A 14,967-nucleotide genomic window follows, 5' to 3' on the forward strand; every position below is an offset into this window, starting at 1 on the left:
AAGAGCTCCGAGATGAAATAAGCTATATGATCTACCTCATGTTAATTCATAGTAAAATGAGTAAATACTCATGACTAATGGCCAGCTCGAAGTTTTTGTGATGGTTGCTGATCTGCGCAGTTTTACGGCGGCAGCGCTTTACCTTGGGATAAGCCAGTCAGCTGTATCGCACGCGATCCGCTCGCTTGAAAAAGAGCTAAACGTTCAGCTCTTTATACGTTTAAAAGCAGATGCAGAGGTCACCGAAATAGGTAGTCGCTTATTACTTCGAGCACGTGAAATGATTGGGCTTTGCGAAACAATTCGCCAAGAAGCTGCCGATGCGAATGGTTTGAATGCGGGAACATTACGTATAGGTTCTTTTGGACCTAGTTCTTCTTTAAGGTTGCTGCCTACACTACTCAGTGAATATCGCCGACAATACCCAAATATTGAAATTCATATCGATGAAGGGCCTGATCAGGATGTGAAGCAATGGATTCTGGATAGGCGTATTGATGTGGGTTTTGTTGTGTTGCCTGAAGAGCGTTTCGAAACGTATCTACTTACTACCGATCAAATAATTGCATTGTTGCCATCAAGCCATCAGTTAGTGACACAAAACAGTGTTCGTCTAAACGAGCTATGTAGTGATCCATTTATTATGACTGAGGCTGGTTCTGCGCAAATTGTAGCGTCTTTATTTCACGCGTCACATTTAACCCCCAATGTGCGCTTTCGTAGTGCTCAAGTGATGAGTACTCTAGCGTTGGTGGCTAGAGGAGAAGGCGTGTCTCTGTTGGCAGAACTTGCTTTACCTGTGGATGGACAACAAATGAGTGAAAAGAAATATGTTATGAAGCCTCTTGATCCGCCCGTATACCGGCAGATAGGCTTGGCTATTCATAGTGAAAAGAGGGCATCTCCTGCGACATTAGCATTTATTAAAACGGCTAAGAGCACAGGCTTAATTAAGTTGCTCTTATAGGTGAAACGTACGATTAACCATTGGATTCATGGGGTTATTGCCTTGTGTATTAAAATGTATTTTTAATATATTTTAATGTAGTTGATATCGATCAATTTTATACTGTGCACAAATATTTCATAATAGCGCTACCTGAATTTTAACTATGCAATCTGGTCCCTTCGCTGGGTTACGGAGCTTTTTATGAATGAAACGTTCACCAAAGCTATGGCAAGAAATATTTTCTATGGAGGAAGTTTATTCTTCATTCTAGTGTTTCTTGGCCTAACTTATCATACTGAAAAGGTGCTTCCCGAAAGGGATCACCGTGAAAACATCACCGAGCAGGTCGTCCTAGGCAAAAAAGTCTGGGAAGAAAATAACTGTGTCGGTTGTCATTCTTTGCTGGGTGAGGGTGCTTACTTCGCGCCAGAACTAGGCAATGTATATACGCGATTTGGTGGTAGTAAAGAAGCGATTATCGCTTTCATCAAATACCGTCCGGCTGAAGGTATTGAAGGGCGTCGTAGTATGCCGCAGTTCAATCTATCTGATGAAGAGTTGGAAGCGGTGGCTGAATTCTTGAAATGGACTTCAGAGATTAACACCAGTAACTGGCCACCTAATATTCAGGGTTGAGGCAAAGGAGCATCAATATGAAGTATGAATCTCAAAAAGTCGCACGATTATATTTTATCGCTGCGCTGGGGCTCTTTGTCGGTCAGATCCTGTTCGGTCTGATTATGGGTTTACAATACGTTATCGGAGACTTTTTGTTTCCTGCTATCCCGTTCAACGTTGCACGTATGGTACATACCAACTTGCTTATCGTTTGGCTGCTGTTTGGCTTTATGGGTGCCGCTTATTTCATGATTCCAGAGGAATCAGAAACCGAGCTGTGGAGCCCTAAATTAGCCATCGTGCTTTTCTGGGTCTTTTTGGTTGCCGGCGCATTAACTATTCTTGGTTATTTATTGGTGCCTTATGCACGTTTAGCTGAGATGACAGGGAATGATATTTTGCCCACCATGGGCCGTGAGTTTCTTGAGCAACCCTTGATCACTAAAATCGGCATCGTAATTGTGGCGCTGGGTTTTGTGTTCAACGTAGGTATGACTGTACTACGTGGCCGTAAAACGGTTATCAGCACTATCCTGATGATCGGTTTAATTGGTTTGGCAGTAATGTTCTTGTTCTCTTTCTATAACCCAGAAAACTTGGTTCGTGACAAGTTCTACTGGTGGTGGGTTGTCCATCTATGGGTAGAAGGTGTTTGGGAGCTAATTCTAGGTTCGTTGTTAGCATTTGTGTTGATCAAAGTCACCGGTGTTGACCGTGAAGTTATCGAAAAATGGTTGTACATGATTGTTGCGATGGCACTGATTACCGGTATTCTCGGTACAGGACACCATTACTTCTGGATTGGTGCACCTGAATACTGGCAGTGGTTGGGTTCTGTATTCTCTGCGATGGAACCTATTCCATTCTTTATGATGACGCTGTTTGCTTTCAATATGGTCAATAAGCGCCGTCGTGAGCATCCTAACAAGGCTGCAGTGCTTTGGGCGATGGGTACAGGTGTTATGGCATTTCTAGGAGCAGGCGTGTGGGGCTTTCTGCATACGCTGGCACCGATTAACTACTATACGCATGGTACTCAGTTGACAGCAGCTCATGGTCACATGGCTTTCTATGGGGCTTATGCGATGGTTGTTATGTGCATCATCTCTTATTCAATGCCGCTGATGCGTGGTCGTATTGCTAATAGCAACAAGGCTCAGGTCGCTGAGATGTGGGGCTTTTGGTTGATGACTGTGTCTATGGTGTTCATCACCTTGTTCTTGACGGCTGCTGGTGTTGTTCAGGTTTGGCTGCAACGTTATACCGAAACACCAATGCCATTCATGCTCGTTCAAGACAAAATGGCTGTTTTCTTTTGGATGCGTGAGGTTGCCGGAGTATTCTTCCTAGGCGGTTTAGGTGTCTATATATGGAGTTTCTTCATCGGAACAGATGCTGACGCTGCACGCGACGCTGCAAAAGTGTTAGCAAAAGCTAACACTAAAGAAAACGCTTAATAAACATCTAGAGTGTAAGCTCTCTCGCGCTCTGTCCTTTTCTGGGCAGGGCGCTTTTCTTTTTTCTTTTCATGGAGTCCCTTATGCACACTGCTAGCCCAGTTGAGCTGGATCTCTCTGCCAGTAATGCTCCTTTTTATCTTCCTCAGAATAACGAAGTTGAATTATTCACGCATGCTTATGAAAACCAGTTGCCGGTATTAATAAAAGGGCCGACAGGGTGTGGTAAAACACGTTTTATTAGTCATATGGCTGAGCGCTTAAACCTGCCATTGCACACGGTTTCTTGTCATGATGATTTGACTGCTTCTGACTTAGTCGGCCGTTACCTGATAGGCGATGGTATGACTCAGTGGCATGATGGCCCATTGACTCGAGCTGTTCGTGAAGGTGGAATCTGTTATTTAGATGAAGTAGTGGAAGCACGTAAAGATACCACTGTGGTTATTCATCCGTTGACGGATGATCGTCGTATTTTACCGATAGATCGTACGAATGAACTGCTGCATGCACCTAAGAATTTTATGCTTGTGGTTTCTTATAACCCAGGTTATCAAAACCTAATGAAGGGTCTTAAGCCCAGTACACGACAACGTTTTATTTCGATGAGCTTTAACTATTTGAAGCCCGAAGAAGAGAAACGTGTTATTGAAGCAGAAACGGGATTGGATTCGGCAAATGCGCAACGGCTTATAAATTTAGCGATTGGTTTGCGTGGTTTAAAAGATATGGACTTAGAAGAGGGCGCAAGTACGCGTCTTCTAGTATATGCAGCGACTTTAATGAAAGCAGGATTTGATCCTGTTGAAGCGTGCAGAGCAGGTTTGGTTGAATCGCTAACGGATGATGAAGATACAATTACCGCATTGATGGAAGTTGTAAAAGCTAACTTCTAAATGTTTGCTGGTAGCTAATTAATTGGCAGCAACTTTTTATAGCTGTTTATCATGTTGCGCTGTGAATGCAATGAATTGAGGTCGTCCGATGGAAGAGCAAGTAGGTAAGTATTGGGATCGGCTGATTAGGCGAATGGCTGATCCTGCTTGGGAACATGAAGCCGTTACGCTTGATAGCGTTCGCAAGCCACTTTCTATTTTTTTTCGTACCCTGGGTGGCGATGGTGGGTTGAGCATTCGTGCTTCTGTTCAGACAGAGTCTTCACTTAGACGACATTGGTTGCAACGTGTTGCTGGCAGCGGTAAGCGCATTTCACTCGCGTGGCGTAGTGCCGAGACGCTACATCTTCCAGATCGAATCAACTTATTCCCTGAAGCGGGCCTCAATCGTGAACTTTATTATTGGTTGGCCGCGATGGCCACAGCTCCCGCTTTTGATGAGCTTAATTGGATCGCTAGAAGCCAGCAGCAAGTTCTGTTTATTCTGCAGCGCTACCCAGGCCTTGTTGACCGCTATCATCGCTTAGTGACGGCGGCTATCGACTTGCGCCCTGATGCGAAAAAGTTGAATGCTCAAGAAGGTGCGCAAGAGCGAGATATTCAGCAGGCATTGTACTCACCTGGATCAGTTGAGGAGTTGAGCGAGTGTCCATTAGACCCTTTGCCGGTGTTGTTGTGGTTGCACCCGGCACCTCCTCAAAGTGCTGTTGCCACTGACGTGTGCCAATCGGCAAGTCAACAAGAGCCCTCCTCACAGGGGGAGACGAAGCAGTCTGAGCAGCAGCGCAAGCGAAAGGCTAAGCGCAAGAAATCTGACAATAATAAAGGCGGTTTGCTTACGTTACGTCATGAGACTAGCTTGTTTAGTGTGGCCGAAATGGCAAATTTGGATCGTTCTGAAGATGAAGACGATGATTTGCAGGACGCCGAAAATAATGCGAACGAGATGGATGAACTCACCATTACTCGTGATAATGATACCACCGCAAAACGTGTTCGATTTGACTTGGACTTGCCCTCCGCTGAAGAGGAGGAGGTTATTATAAGTGAGGGGCATTTGTTGCCTGAGTGGGATTACAGAAAGCAAGTATTAGTAAAAGACCATTGTAGCCTTTTGACTATCCAGGCAGGAGTAACGGATGAGGGTGAATTGCCAGAAAGGCTTAGGCCTGCAGCACGGCGATTGCGTCGTCAATTTTTGGCGCTCCGGCCTCAGTCTACTTGGGTCAAGCATCAAGAAGAAGGTAGTGAGCTAGATCTTGAGGCTTACCTTAAATTTCGCGGTCAGCGTGCTGCAGGGCAGCAAGTAGAAGAGCCCCGTTTATATTCGGCGTTAGAGAAAAAGGATAGAGATCTGGCCTGCCTATTATTAGCAGATTTGTCGCTGTCCACTGATGCTTGGGTGGGAGATCAGGGAAGGGTTATCGATATTATCCGAGATAGCTTGTATCTATTTAGTGAGGCCTTGCAACAAACAGGTGATCAGTTTTCAATCTGCGGTTTTTCTTCTCGTTATCGTAACCATATTCGTTTTCATATGCTTAAAGGTTTCAATCAAGCTTATGGTAAACAGGCCCGCCAACAAATTGAAGCCATTAAACCCGGTTATTATACGCGTATGGGGGCGGCAATACGTCGTTCAACAGAGTTGCTGAATCTTCAACCACAAAAGCAGAAACTTCTATTGATTTTGACTGACGGCAAGCCGAATGATCTGGACTATTATGAAGGACGCTATGGTATTGAAGATACACGTATGGCAATTATTGAAGCGCGTAAGGCCGGTCTTATCCCTTTCTGTATAACCATAGATGAAGAGGCTGAAGATTATTTGCCTTACCTGTTTGGTCGCGGTCATTACACGCTAATTAGAAGGGCAGCAGAACTGCCTGCTAAGCTACCGCAGTTGTATGCACGCCTTACATCTTAAAGCTATTTGAGTTGAATCGGTGATAGTAGGGTGGTCCCTTCTGATAATCGCTTGATAGCCCAGTCAATGTGTTCTGTTACCATTGGCGAGCAGTGTGGTCGTTTGGCTTGTAAGGCTTTGATTATACCCTCTCCTCCTCCGCTATTGCCTAATGCAACCGCAATATTACGTAACCATCCGTCGTAACCTGTGCGACGAATGGCAGAGCCTTCAGTGCGCTTTAAAAAGACAGCCTCATCCCAATTGAACAGATCAACCAAGGAAGCATCATCCAGTTGATGACGTGGAAGAAAGTCTGGCTCTGCAGTATGTTTGGCAAAACGATTCCATGGGCAGACTAGCTGGCAGTCGTCGCATCCAAAAATACGGTTGCCCATTAGTGGCCGTAGTTCTTCAGGAATAGCGCCTTTTTTCTCGATTGTTAGATAGGAAATACATCGGGTGGCGTTCAGTTTATATGGGCCAATAAAAGCGTTAGTCGGACATATATCCAAACAAGCAGTACAAGAACCACAGTGTTGTTTTTCTATAGGGGTGTCCGTTGGAAGTGGTAAGTCGATAAATAGCTCGCCAAGAAAAAACCACGAGCCAGCATGTCTATTCAAAATGAGAGTATGTTTTCCTGTCCAGCCAATACCTGCTTGCTGTGCAATAGGGCGCTCCATTATAGGGGCACTGTCGACAAAGGCTCGGTAACCCATTTTGCCTATGGTGTCTTCAATTCGTTTTCCAAGTTGTGTTAGGCGTTTACGCATCATTTTGTGATAGTCCCTGCCTAGCGTATAGCGTGCGATATATGCTTTTTCAGGGGATTTGAGTACTTTTAGTGAAGAAAAAGCGGGTGGGGTATAGTCCATGCGTACGCTAATAATGCGACAGCTTCCAGGGACAAGTAAATATGGATCACGGCGTTTATCGGTATTTGCAGCAAGGTAGCTCATCTCTCCGTGATACTGTTTTCCTAACCATTCGTGTAGTTTGTCGGCATCTTCTTTAAGGTCGGGGTCAACAATGCCACATTCTTGAAAGCCTGCATCTGCGGCCCAAAGGTGGATTTGTGTTGCTAACTCAGCCAGTTTTTCATGAGGAATGTTTTGGTAATCTGGCGCTACCGGCTGAATAGGTGTTGATGAAATAGAATCGGTCACGATCAATACTTGCCTGTTAAACTGTTGCTTCAACTATAATGAAATGAGTCACCAAGTGTTTGGAAGCGTAAGGTTATGAAAGAGCTACCCAGTACATTATACACAGCTGAGCAAACTCGTTTACTGGATAAAACAGCTATTGACGAAGGAGGTATACCAGGCTTTACGTTAATGAAGCGTGCCGGGCGTGCAGTTTTTTTTGAAATTCAAAAATGCTGGCCAGATATTAAAAGCCTTACGGTGCTATGCGGGGGAGGAAATAACGGTGGAGATGGCTTTGTCGTAGCGGCTTTGGCGCGCCAGAAAGGCTTTTCAGTGCAGGCGTTCTACGTTGGAGGGGATGATTTTGCCTGCGAGCTTAGAGGAGAGGCCAGAGAAGCATGGTTATGGGCGAGCAGTGAGGGTGTTAAATTTGATGTATTTAAAGATGATCAACCATTTGAAGGCGATGTAATCGTTGATGCGCTGCTTGGAACCGGCTTGGTTGGTCATGTGCGAGGGGTATTTCATCTAGCTATTAATAAAATAAACCGCCATGTATCGCCTGTCATTGCTGTGGATATACCTTCAGGACTTTGCGCAGATACCGGGCAGGTTTTAGGGTGTGCTGTTAAAGCGGATGTCACCGTTACTTTTATTGGCTTAAAACTAGGGCTTTTCATGCATCAGGCGGTTGAGCATGTAGGCGTGTTATCGTTTGATGGTTTGCATATACCTGAGTCAGTGTATGAGCAGGTTTCTGTCAGCGCTTTTCGCGTGGGGGCTGATGATATAGCTGAGTGTTTGCCTGCGCGATCAAGGTTGGCTCATAAAGGCATGTGTGGTCACGTGCTCGTTATTGGCGGTGATCAAGGTATGGGAGGTGCGGCTATCATGGCAGCAGAAGCTGCATTGTACAGCGGTGCAGGAAAAGTCACGTTAGCCACAAGGGGTGAGCATCTAACTGCAGCATTATGCCGATGCCCTGAAATCATGGTGCGTGCTGTTGAGTCAGGGGTTGAGTTGTTGCCTTTGCTTGAACAGGCTGATGTCATTGTATTTGGCCCTGGGATTGGGCAGCAAGCGTGGGCAGAGCAAATGCTTCAAGTAGTTTGGAAAACAAACTTACCCGCTGTTATTGATGCGGATGGTTTAAATATTTTGTTAAAGAAAGACAGATTTAACCAGCTATCGAGGAAAAATTGGATTTTAACACCCCACCCTGGCGAAGCTGCTCGATTGCTTGAGTCTGAAGTTTCATTGTTACAAAAAGACCGTATTAGTAGTGCCATGGAGCTACAAACAGCAGCGGGCGGTACTGTTGTGCTAAAAGGTGCAGGTTCATTAATCACCGATGGTGATGTGATGCATTTGTGCAGTGCTGGAAACCCCGGAATGGCATCGGGAGGAATGGGAGATGTATTGTCGGGTATTATTGGCGGATTATTAGCTCAAAAGCTAAGTCCGGTTGATGCCGCTAGAGTTGGCGTATATGCTCATTCTGCTGCTGCAGATTTATGCGTGCAGACAAGTGGAGAGCGGGGCTTGAAAGCAACAGACCTTTTCCCTTATGTTAGATTGATTTTAAACGGAAAAATGTAGATTAAATGCAACAAAAAATTTTTGCAAAAGATGAAGCTGCGATGGAGCAGTTTGGTGCTGAGTTATTACTCGCAATGCAACACCAGGGTGTGATCAATCTTGTCGGTGATCTAGGCATGGGAAAAACAACATTAAGTCGTGGGGTTATTCGTGCTGCCGGCCACCAAGGTACGGTTAAAAGCCCGACCTATACGCTTGTTGAGCCTTATGAGCAGGATTGCGGCACTATTTATCACTTTGATTTGTATCGTTTGATTGATCCTGAAGAGCTGGAATATATGGGTATTCGGGACTACTTTACAGATACTTCGTTATGCTTGATTGAATGGCCGGATAAAGGCCAAGGCTTACTGCCAGAAGCTGATTTGGAGGTGTTTTTAGATGTCTCTGGAGAGGGGCGTTCTATTAGCTGGAAAGCTAAAACTCAAAAAGGTAAGGCTGCAGCCGATAACTTATCTCAACAGCTTGATAATCAAGCGTTAAACTAATCACTGAACTAATTACACAGAGCGTCGACTAACCTGACATGATGATTTTTTTGATTAAAAACATAGTACGCACTTCAATACTGCTAAGTTGCGTACTGACGGTGGGCATGGCCTATGCCGCCGATATCAAAAATGTTCGCATGTGGCTGGCGCCAGATAACACTCGTTTGGTCTTCGATTTAAGTGGGCCAGTGACGCATAAAATTTTCACGTTAAACAAGCCAGATCGCTTGGTGCTAGACATTAACAACGCCGCTGTTAAAACCCGCCTGTCTAAGCTCAACCTTAAAGGAAGCCCTATCAAGCAGGTTCGCACCAGCACGAAGGGTAAGAACTTACGTGTGGTTTTGGATCTCAATAAAAGTATTCGTCCTAGAAGTTTTGACTTAAAACCGAACGACCAGTATGGGCATCGTTTAGTACTAGATCTATTTAATACTGAAAAAGAAACAGTGGTTAAGACCGCTACTCCACGTGACCAAAAGGGTAAGTTGCGTGATATCGTCATTGCGATAGATGCAGGACACGGTGGTGAAGATCCTGGAGCAATTGGTGCTGGCCGTGTACGTGAAAAAGATGTGGTTTTGGGTATATCTAAAGAAGTTAAGCGACTGATTGATAAAGAAAAAGGATTTAAAGCAGAGTTGATTCGTTCGGGCGATTATTACATTAGTTTGCGTGGTCGTACTAAAAAGGCGCGTACCAAAAATGCTGACTTATTTGTTTCTATTCATGCTGATGCCTTTAAAGATTCTAGAGCACGCGGCGCTTCAGTATGGGTGTTGTCTAGTAGAGGCGCGACCAGTGAAGTGGGTCGTTGGCTCGCACGCAAAGAGAACAGTGCCGATTTGATTGGGGGCGTTGGTAGTGTCAGCCTTGAAGATAAAGATGATGTGTTGGCGGGTGTTTTATTAGATATGTCGATGACGGCGAGTCGATCTGATAGCTTGCAAATCGCTAGCAAGATTCATCGTAACGTTGATAAATTTGCTAAAATGCATAAATCTCGGGTAGAAAGTGCTGGTTTTATGGTGCTGAAATCTCCTGATATACCATCAATTTTGGTAGAAACAGGTTTTATTTCAAATCCAGAAGAAGCTCGTCTGCTTAAAACAAAAGCTTACCAGCGCAAAATGGCCAAAGCGATTTATGCAGGGATTAAGTCCCACTTTTGGAATAAACCCCCTGCTTACACTTATATTGCTTATAAAAAAAATGATGGCTATAAACAGTCAGGGCAGCGTCGTTATCAGGTAGTTAGTGGTGATACACTATCGGTGATTGCATCGCGCCATGGTGTTAAATTGAACGTGTTACGTAAAACCAATGATATCAAAGGTGATAAAATTCGTATTGGTCAGGTTTTGCGTATTCCCACCAGTTAATCTTTTCGAGTTTCAATTCGACTATTATTTAGAGTTTTCATGTCACAAATTCATTTATTGTCTCCTCGCCTAGCGAACCAAATTGCGGCCGGTGAAGTGGTTGAGCGGCCTGCTTCTGTTGTTAAAGAGTTACTGGAAAACAGTTTGGATGCTGGTGCTACTCGCTTGGAAGTGGATGTAGAGCAAGCGGGTATAAAATTGATTCGTATCCGTGATGACGGTGATGGCATTGAAAAAGATGATCTTCCATTGGCATTAAGTCGTCATGCAACCTCTAAAATTTATGAACTTGAAGATTTAGAAGCGGTGGCCAGCCTGGGCTTTCGTGGAGAGGCGCTGGCGAGTATTAGTTCGGTGTCTCGTTTGACGTTAACCTCACGTCGGATTGATAGTGAATATGCTTGGCAGGTGCAGACTGAAGGGCGAGATATGTCGGCGCAGTTGTCGCCCGCAGCGCACCCGCAGGGTACTACGGTTGAAATGCGCGATCTGTTCTTTAATACACCGGCGCGCCGTAAATTTTTAAAAACGGAAAACACAGAGTTTAAACACCTCGAAGAAGTGGTGAAGCGTTTGGCGTTGAGCCGTTTTGATGTTGCTTTTCAATTGAAACACAATGGCCGCGTTATCCACCAGTTAAAGCCTGCCAGTGTTAAAGCAGAGCAAGAACGCCGTGTTGCTTCGGTTTGTGGGCCTGCATTTGTTGATCAGTCGTTGCACGTTGATATGAACGCGGAAGCTTCTGGCTTAAGCCTTCGAGGCTGGATCGGACTGCCGACATTTTCTCGTAGTCAGGCTGATTTGCAGTACTTTTTTGTCAATGGGCGGATGATTAGAGACAAATTAGTCACACATGCGGTTCGACAAGCCTATGCTGATGTACTTTTTCATGGCCGCCACCCCGCTTATGTTCTTTATTTGGAGCTGGATCCCGCCTTGGTTGATGTGAATGTACATCCGACTAAGCACGAAGTTCGTTTTCGTGAAGGCAGGCTGGTCCATGATTTTATATTTAGGTCCATCCATCGAGTGATTGGCGAAATTCGCCCTGATGCTTCCAGTGTGCCTGCTCTACAGGAATTAACAGCAGTAGAAGCAACAGCTGAACAAAAATTTGATCAGCAATATATGCCGCTGCACCAGCCGCGTGAGATATCCGGTGTGAATGAGCAAGTAGCCTCTTACGGGCAGCTGCATCAGAATCGTACTTTTTCACAACCTTCATCAGGTGGTTTTTCTACGAGTCCGTCAGTGATGCCGTTTGAATCTGATGAAATGGCTGAGATTCCGCCGCTGGGATATGCCGTAGCGCAACTGCATGGAATTTACGTTCTGTCTCAAAATAAAGAAGGCTTGGTGCTAGTGGATATGCATGCAGCCCACGAGCGTATTGTCTATGAACGCTTAAAGCTAGCTTGTGAAGCAGAGGGCGTGAGAAGCCAGCCATTACTAGTGCCTGTCAGTGTGGCGCTGAGTGTTCGTGAGGCAGATGCATCGGAAGAGTTTAATGAACTGTTTGAAAAGCTAGGGTTTGAACTCGCACGTATGGGCGAAGAGACAGTGGTAATTCGACAGGTGCCTGTCACTTTGGCTAAGGCCAACGTAGAGCAGTTACTACGTGATGTATTATCTGACATGATGATGTTTGGTAGCAGTCGACGTTTAGAAGAGCATATGAATGAGTTATTAGGCACGATGGCTTGTCATGGAGCTGTTCGTGCTAACCGTCAGCTGACTATTCCTGAAATGAATAGCCTACTACGAGATATGGAAGCAACAGAGCGCAGTGGGCAATGCAATCACGGTCGCCCAACGTGGACTCAGTTGAGTCTGTCCGAACTAGACAAATTGTTTATGAGGGGGCAGTAATGGTTACTAATAAATTGCCTCCAGCAATTTTTTTGATGGGGCCTACGGCTGCAGGAAAGACGGATCTAGCTATGCGCCTTACTGAAGAGCTTCCTTGCGATATTATTAGTGTCGACTCTGCATTGGTCTATAAGGGTATGGATATTGGTACGGCGAAACCCGATGCGAAGATGTTGAAACAATACCCTCATCGTTTAGTCGATATTATAGATCCGGCACAAAGTTACTCGGCAGCAGAGTTCAGAGCAGATGCGTTGCGTGAAATGGCGGCAATTACGGCGAAGGGTCGTATTCCGTTGTTGGTAGGCGGTACCATGATGTATTACAACGCTCTTTTGAAAGGGCTGGCCTCTTTGCCTGAAGCTGATCCGCATATACGCCAGCAGTTGTTGGAGAAAGGTGAGCGTGAAGGTTGGCCTGCATTGCATGAGCAGTTATCCAAAATTGATCCAGAATCTGCCAAGCGTTTAGCGCCAAATGATTCTCAGCGGTTGCAGCGAGCTCTAGAGGTATATCAGTTGACCGGACGAACCTTGACGCAGTTATGGGCTGAGCAAGAAAGGCAGCGTTTTCCATATGAAGTGCAGAATATAGCAGTTATGCCTGAGGAGCGTAAAACTTTACATGAACGAATTGCGCTGCGTTATAAATTAATGCTGAAGGAAGGTTTTGTTGAAGAAGTAAACGTATTGTATCAGCGCGGTGACCTTCATGCGCAAATGCCATCTGTACGCTGTGTTGGCTACCGTCAGGTGTGGTCGTACCTTGATGGCGAGTATGATCATGACACAATGATCGAAAAGGGTATTATAGCGACGCGCCAATTGGCGAAAAGGCAGATAACATGGCTAAGAAGCTGGGAAAATTTACACTGGCTGAAGAGCGAAGATAAAGATATTCTCAATCACAGCTTGAAATTATTTGATTCAGCCATTATATAATGCTGTAGTTATACGGTTTTGGTGCTGTGCACAAAAAAGGCTTTGTTATCATTTTTAGATAAATGGCCTAACATAATAATGAAATATTCATCAGGAAGGAGTTTCCAATGTCAAAAGGGCAATCTTTACAAGACCCTTATCTGAACGTTCTACGCAAGGAACGTGTTCCCGTTTCAATTTTCTTGGTAAACGGTATTAAGCTGCAAGGACAAATTGAATCTTTTGATCAATTTGTTATTTTGCTTAAAAATACGGTAAGCCAAATGGTGTATAAACACGCCATTTCTACGGTTGTCCCATCACGCCCGGTGAAACTGCCACAGCCTGATGAAGTTCAACCTGACTGAGGTATAAACTGATTGTTTTTTGAGCGTCCTGAGTCAGGCGAAAAAGCCATACTCGTTCATATGGATATGTCTGCTAAGGCTATCCAAGAATCCCCGCGCGAGCTCGAAGAGCTCGCACTGTCTGCCGGAGCTGATCCTGTTGAAATACTGACAGGTAGCCGTCAAAGGCCTACTGCAAAGTTCTTTATAGGTACTGGAAAACTTGAAGAACTAAAACAGCTTACCCAGCTGCATGAAGCTGAATTGGTTATTTTTAATCATGCTTTGTCTCCCGCTCAGGAAAGAAATATTGAGCGTGTAATTCAGTGCCGAGTATTAGACCGTACTGGACTTATATTGGACATTTTTGCACAACGTGCCAGAACCCATGAGGGTAAGTTGCAAGTAGAGCTTGCTCAATTGGAGCATATGTCTACTCGTTTGGTGCGAGGCTGGACTCACCTTGAGAGACAAAAAGGTGGTATAGGTCTGCGTGGTCCTGGTGAGAGTCAGCTTGAGACAGATAGGCGATTATTAAGAGCGCGTATTCAAACTATTCTTGCTCGCCTGGAAAAAGTTCAAAAACAGCGAGAGCAAGGGCGTCGTTCAAGGCAGCGCGCTGAGGTGCCGACTATTTCGTTAGTGGGCTACACCAATGCAGGTAAATCATCGTTATTTAATAAAATGACGGATGCAGAAGTGTATGTTGCTAATCAGTTGTTTGCCACGCTTGATCCGACACTGCGTAAAATTGAATTGGATGATGTTGGTCCAGCAATTCTTGCTGACACGGTTGGGTTTATTCGCCATCTGCCGCACAAATTGGTTGAATCTTTTCGTGCCACGCTTCAAGAAACAACAGATGCGACATTGTTGTTGCATGTTATTGATGCATGTGACGATGAGCGGCAAGGGCATATGGACGAAGTTGAGCGTGTCTTAAAAGAGATTGGGGCTGATGATGTTCCATTGCTTCAGGTTTACAATAAAATCGATTTGATGCCGGGTCAGAAAGCACGAATTGATCGAAATAGTGATGGCGAGCCTGTGCGCGTTTGGTTATCGGCAGTGTCCGGTGATGGTATTGAATTATTGTTAAGTGCGATTAATGAACGGCTGTCTGATGATGTATTTCACGATACAATTAGCTTAAAGCCAAAAGATGGGCAGTTACGAGCAAATCTTTATGCTCAGAGTGCTGTCTTGAATGAAGTTATTGATGAGCACGGGGATATGCAGCTGGAGATTCGTTTGCAGCGCAAAGACTTATTGCAAATGCTAAGTCGCCTCGGTATGGCAACTGAACAATATCGTGTAGAAGAGGTCTATTAACATCATCTTCACGGGTTTTATTAAATTTTAGATTTTTAATGGAGAAC

13 protein-coding genes are annotated in these 14,967 nt (G+C 44.9%); 12 read left to right on the top strand and 1 reads right to left on the bottom strand.

The window, feature by feature from the left end; all coding sequences use genetic code 11:
- Positions 1–70 precede the first annotated feature (70 nt).
- From QZZ55_RS08250 to QZZ55_RS08270, 5 genes are all read left to right on the top strand, one after another.
- Complete coding sequence (locus QZZ55_RS08250) at positions 71–967, top strand: LysR family transcriptional regulator (protein ID WP_293266846.1); 897 nt, start codon at positions 71–73, stop codon at positions 965–967.
- 183 nt (positions 968–1,150) lie between these two features.
- Positions 1,151–1,585, top strand: a complete 435-nt coding sequence (locus tag QZZ55_RS08255) for a cytochrome c (RefSeq protein ID WP_293266847.1) — start codon at positions 1,151–1,153, stop codon at positions 1,583–1,585.
- A 17-nt stretch (positions 1,586–1,602) separates the two neighbouring features.
- A complete protein-coding gene (locus QZZ55_RS08260) occupies positions 1,603–3,024 on the top strand; it encodes a cbb3-type cytochrome c oxidase subunit I (RefSeq protein WP_293266848.1) in 1,422 nt (473 codons plus the stop codon).
- A gap of 83 nt (positions 3,025–3,107) precedes the next feature.
- A complete protein-coding gene (locus tag QZZ55_RS08265; protein WP_293266849.1) occupies positions 3,108–3,920 on the top strand; it encodes a CbbQ/NirQ/NorQ/GpvN family protein in 813 nt (270 codons plus the stop codon).
- Between the two features lie 88 nt (positions 3,921–4,008).
- Positions 4,009–5,850, top strand: coding sequence for a VWA domain-containing protein (locus QZZ55_RS08270; RefSeq protein WP_293266850.1), 1,842 nt, complete (start codon positions 4,009–4,011; stop codon positions 5,848–5,850).
- A gap of 2 nt (positions 5,851–5,852) precedes the next feature.
- Here the strand turns inward: QZZ55_RS08270 and queG are convergent, their stop codons facing one another.
- Positions 5,853–6,941, bottom strand: a complete 1,089-nt coding sequence (gene queG, locus QZZ55_RS08275; RefSeq protein ID WP_293266879.1) for a tRNA epoxyqueuosine(34) reductase QueG — start codon at positions 6,939–6,941, stop codon at positions 5,853–5,855.
- A gap of 132 nt (positions 6,942–7,073) precedes the next feature.
- On the opposite strand from queG, the gene QZZ55_RS08280 reads away from it, so the two are divergent.
- From QZZ55_RS08280 to hflX, 7 genes are all read left to right on the top strand, one after another.
- Positions 7,074–8,579, top strand: a complete 1,506-nt coding sequence (locus QZZ55_RS08280; protein ID WP_293266851.1) for an NAD(P)H-hydrate dehydratase — start codon at positions 7,074–7,076, stop codon at positions 8,577–8,579.
- A 5-nt stretch (positions 8,580–8,584) separates the two neighbouring features.
- On the top strand, positions 8,585–9,067 hold the full coding sequence (gene tsaE, locus QZZ55_RS08285) for a tRNA (adenosine(37)-N6)-threonylcarbamoyltransferase complex ATPase subunit type 1 TsaE (RefSeq protein ID WP_293266852.1): 483 nt from the start codon (positions 8,585–8,587) through the stop codon (positions 9,065–9,067).
- A gap of 41 nt (positions 9,068–9,108) precedes the next feature.
- Positions 9,109–10,452: an N-acetylmuramoyl-L-alanine amidase gene (locus QZZ55_RS08290; RefSeq protein ID WP_293266880.1), complete on the top strand. Its 1,344-nt coding sequence runs from the start codon at positions 9,109–9,111 to the stop codon at positions 10,450–10,452.
- 39 nt (positions 10,453–10,491) lie between these two features.
- On the top strand, positions 10,492–12,321 hold the full coding sequence (gene mutL, locus QZZ55_RS08295; RefSeq protein ID WP_293266853.1) for a DNA mismatch repair endonuclease MutL: 1,830 nt from the start codon (positions 10,492–10,494) through the stop codon (positions 12,319–12,321).
- A complete protein-coding gene (gene miaA / locus QZZ55_RS08300; RefSeq protein ID WP_293266854.1) occupies positions 12,321–13,262 on the top strand; it encodes a tRNA (adenosine(37)-N6)-dimethylallyltransferase MiaA in 942 nt (313 codons plus the stop codon). Before mutL ends, miaA begins: the two co-directional genes overlap by 1 nt.
- Before the next feature lie 107 nt (positions 13,263–13,369).
- Positions 13,370–13,609, top strand: coding sequence for an RNA chaperone Hfq (gene hfq / locus QZZ55_RS08305; RefSeq protein WP_028469893.1), 240 nt, complete (start codon positions 13,370–13,372; stop codon positions 13,607–13,609).
- A gap of 12 nt (positions 13,610–13,621) precedes the next feature.
- On the top strand, positions 13,622–14,920 hold the full coding sequence (gene hflX / locus QZZ55_RS08310) for a ribosome rescue GTPase HflX (protein WP_293266855.1): 1,299 nt from the start codon (positions 13,622–13,624) through the stop codon (positions 14,918–14,920).
- Positions 14,921–14,967 lie beyond the last annotated feature (47 nt).

Origin of the sequence: Neptunomonas sp., from assembly GCF_016744175.1 — a bacterium.
Lineage (GTDB): Bacteria > Pseudomonadota > Gammaproteobacteria > Pseudomonadales > Balneatricaceae > Neptunomonas.

Excerpts from the sequence above, each read along its gene's own strand:
- QZZ55_RS08250 (WP_293266846.1), top strand. The coding sequence starts at position 71 with ATGACTAATGGCCAGCTCGAAGTTTTTGTGATGGTTGCTGATCTGCGC.
- QZZ55_RS08255 (WP_293266847.1), top strand. The coding sequence starts at position 1,151 with ATGAATGAAACGTTCACCAAAGCTATGGCAAGAAATATTTTCTATGGA.
- QZZ55_RS08260 (WP_293266848.1), top strand. The coding sequence starts at position 1,603 with ATGAAGTATGAATCTCAAAAAGTCGCACGATTATATTTTATCGCTGCG.
- QZZ55_RS08265 (WP_293266849.1), top strand. The coding sequence starts at position 3,108 with ATGCACACTGCTAGCCCAGTTGAGCTGGATCTCTCTGCCAGTAATGCT.
- QZZ55_RS08270 (WP_293266850.1), top strand. The coding sequence starts at position 4,009 with ATGGAAGAGCAAGTAGGTAAGTATTGGGATCGGCTGATTAGGCGAATG.
- QZZ55_RS08280 (WP_293266851.1), top strand. The coding sequence starts at position 7,074 with ATGAAAGAGCTACCCAGTACATTATACACAGCTGAGCAAACTCGTTTA.
- tsaE (WP_293266852.1), top strand. The coding sequence starts at position 8,585 with ATGCAACAAAAAATTTTTGCAAAAGATGAAGCTGCGATGGAGCAGTTT.
- QZZ55_RS08290 (WP_293266880.1), top strand. The coding sequence starts at position 9,109 with ATGATTTTTTTGATTAAAAACATAGTACGCACTTCAATACTGCTAAGT.
- mutL (WP_293266853.1), top strand. The coding sequence starts at position 10,492 with ATGTCACAAATTCATTTATTGTCTCCTCGCCTAGCGAACCAAATTGCG.
- miaA (WP_293266854.1), top strand. The coding sequence starts at position 12,321 with ATGGTTACTAATAAATTGCCTCCAGCAATTTTTTTGATGGGGCCTACG.
- hfq (WP_028469893.1), top strand. The coding sequence starts at position 13,370 with ATGTCAAAAGGGCAATCTTTACAAGACCCTTATCTGAACGTTCTACGC.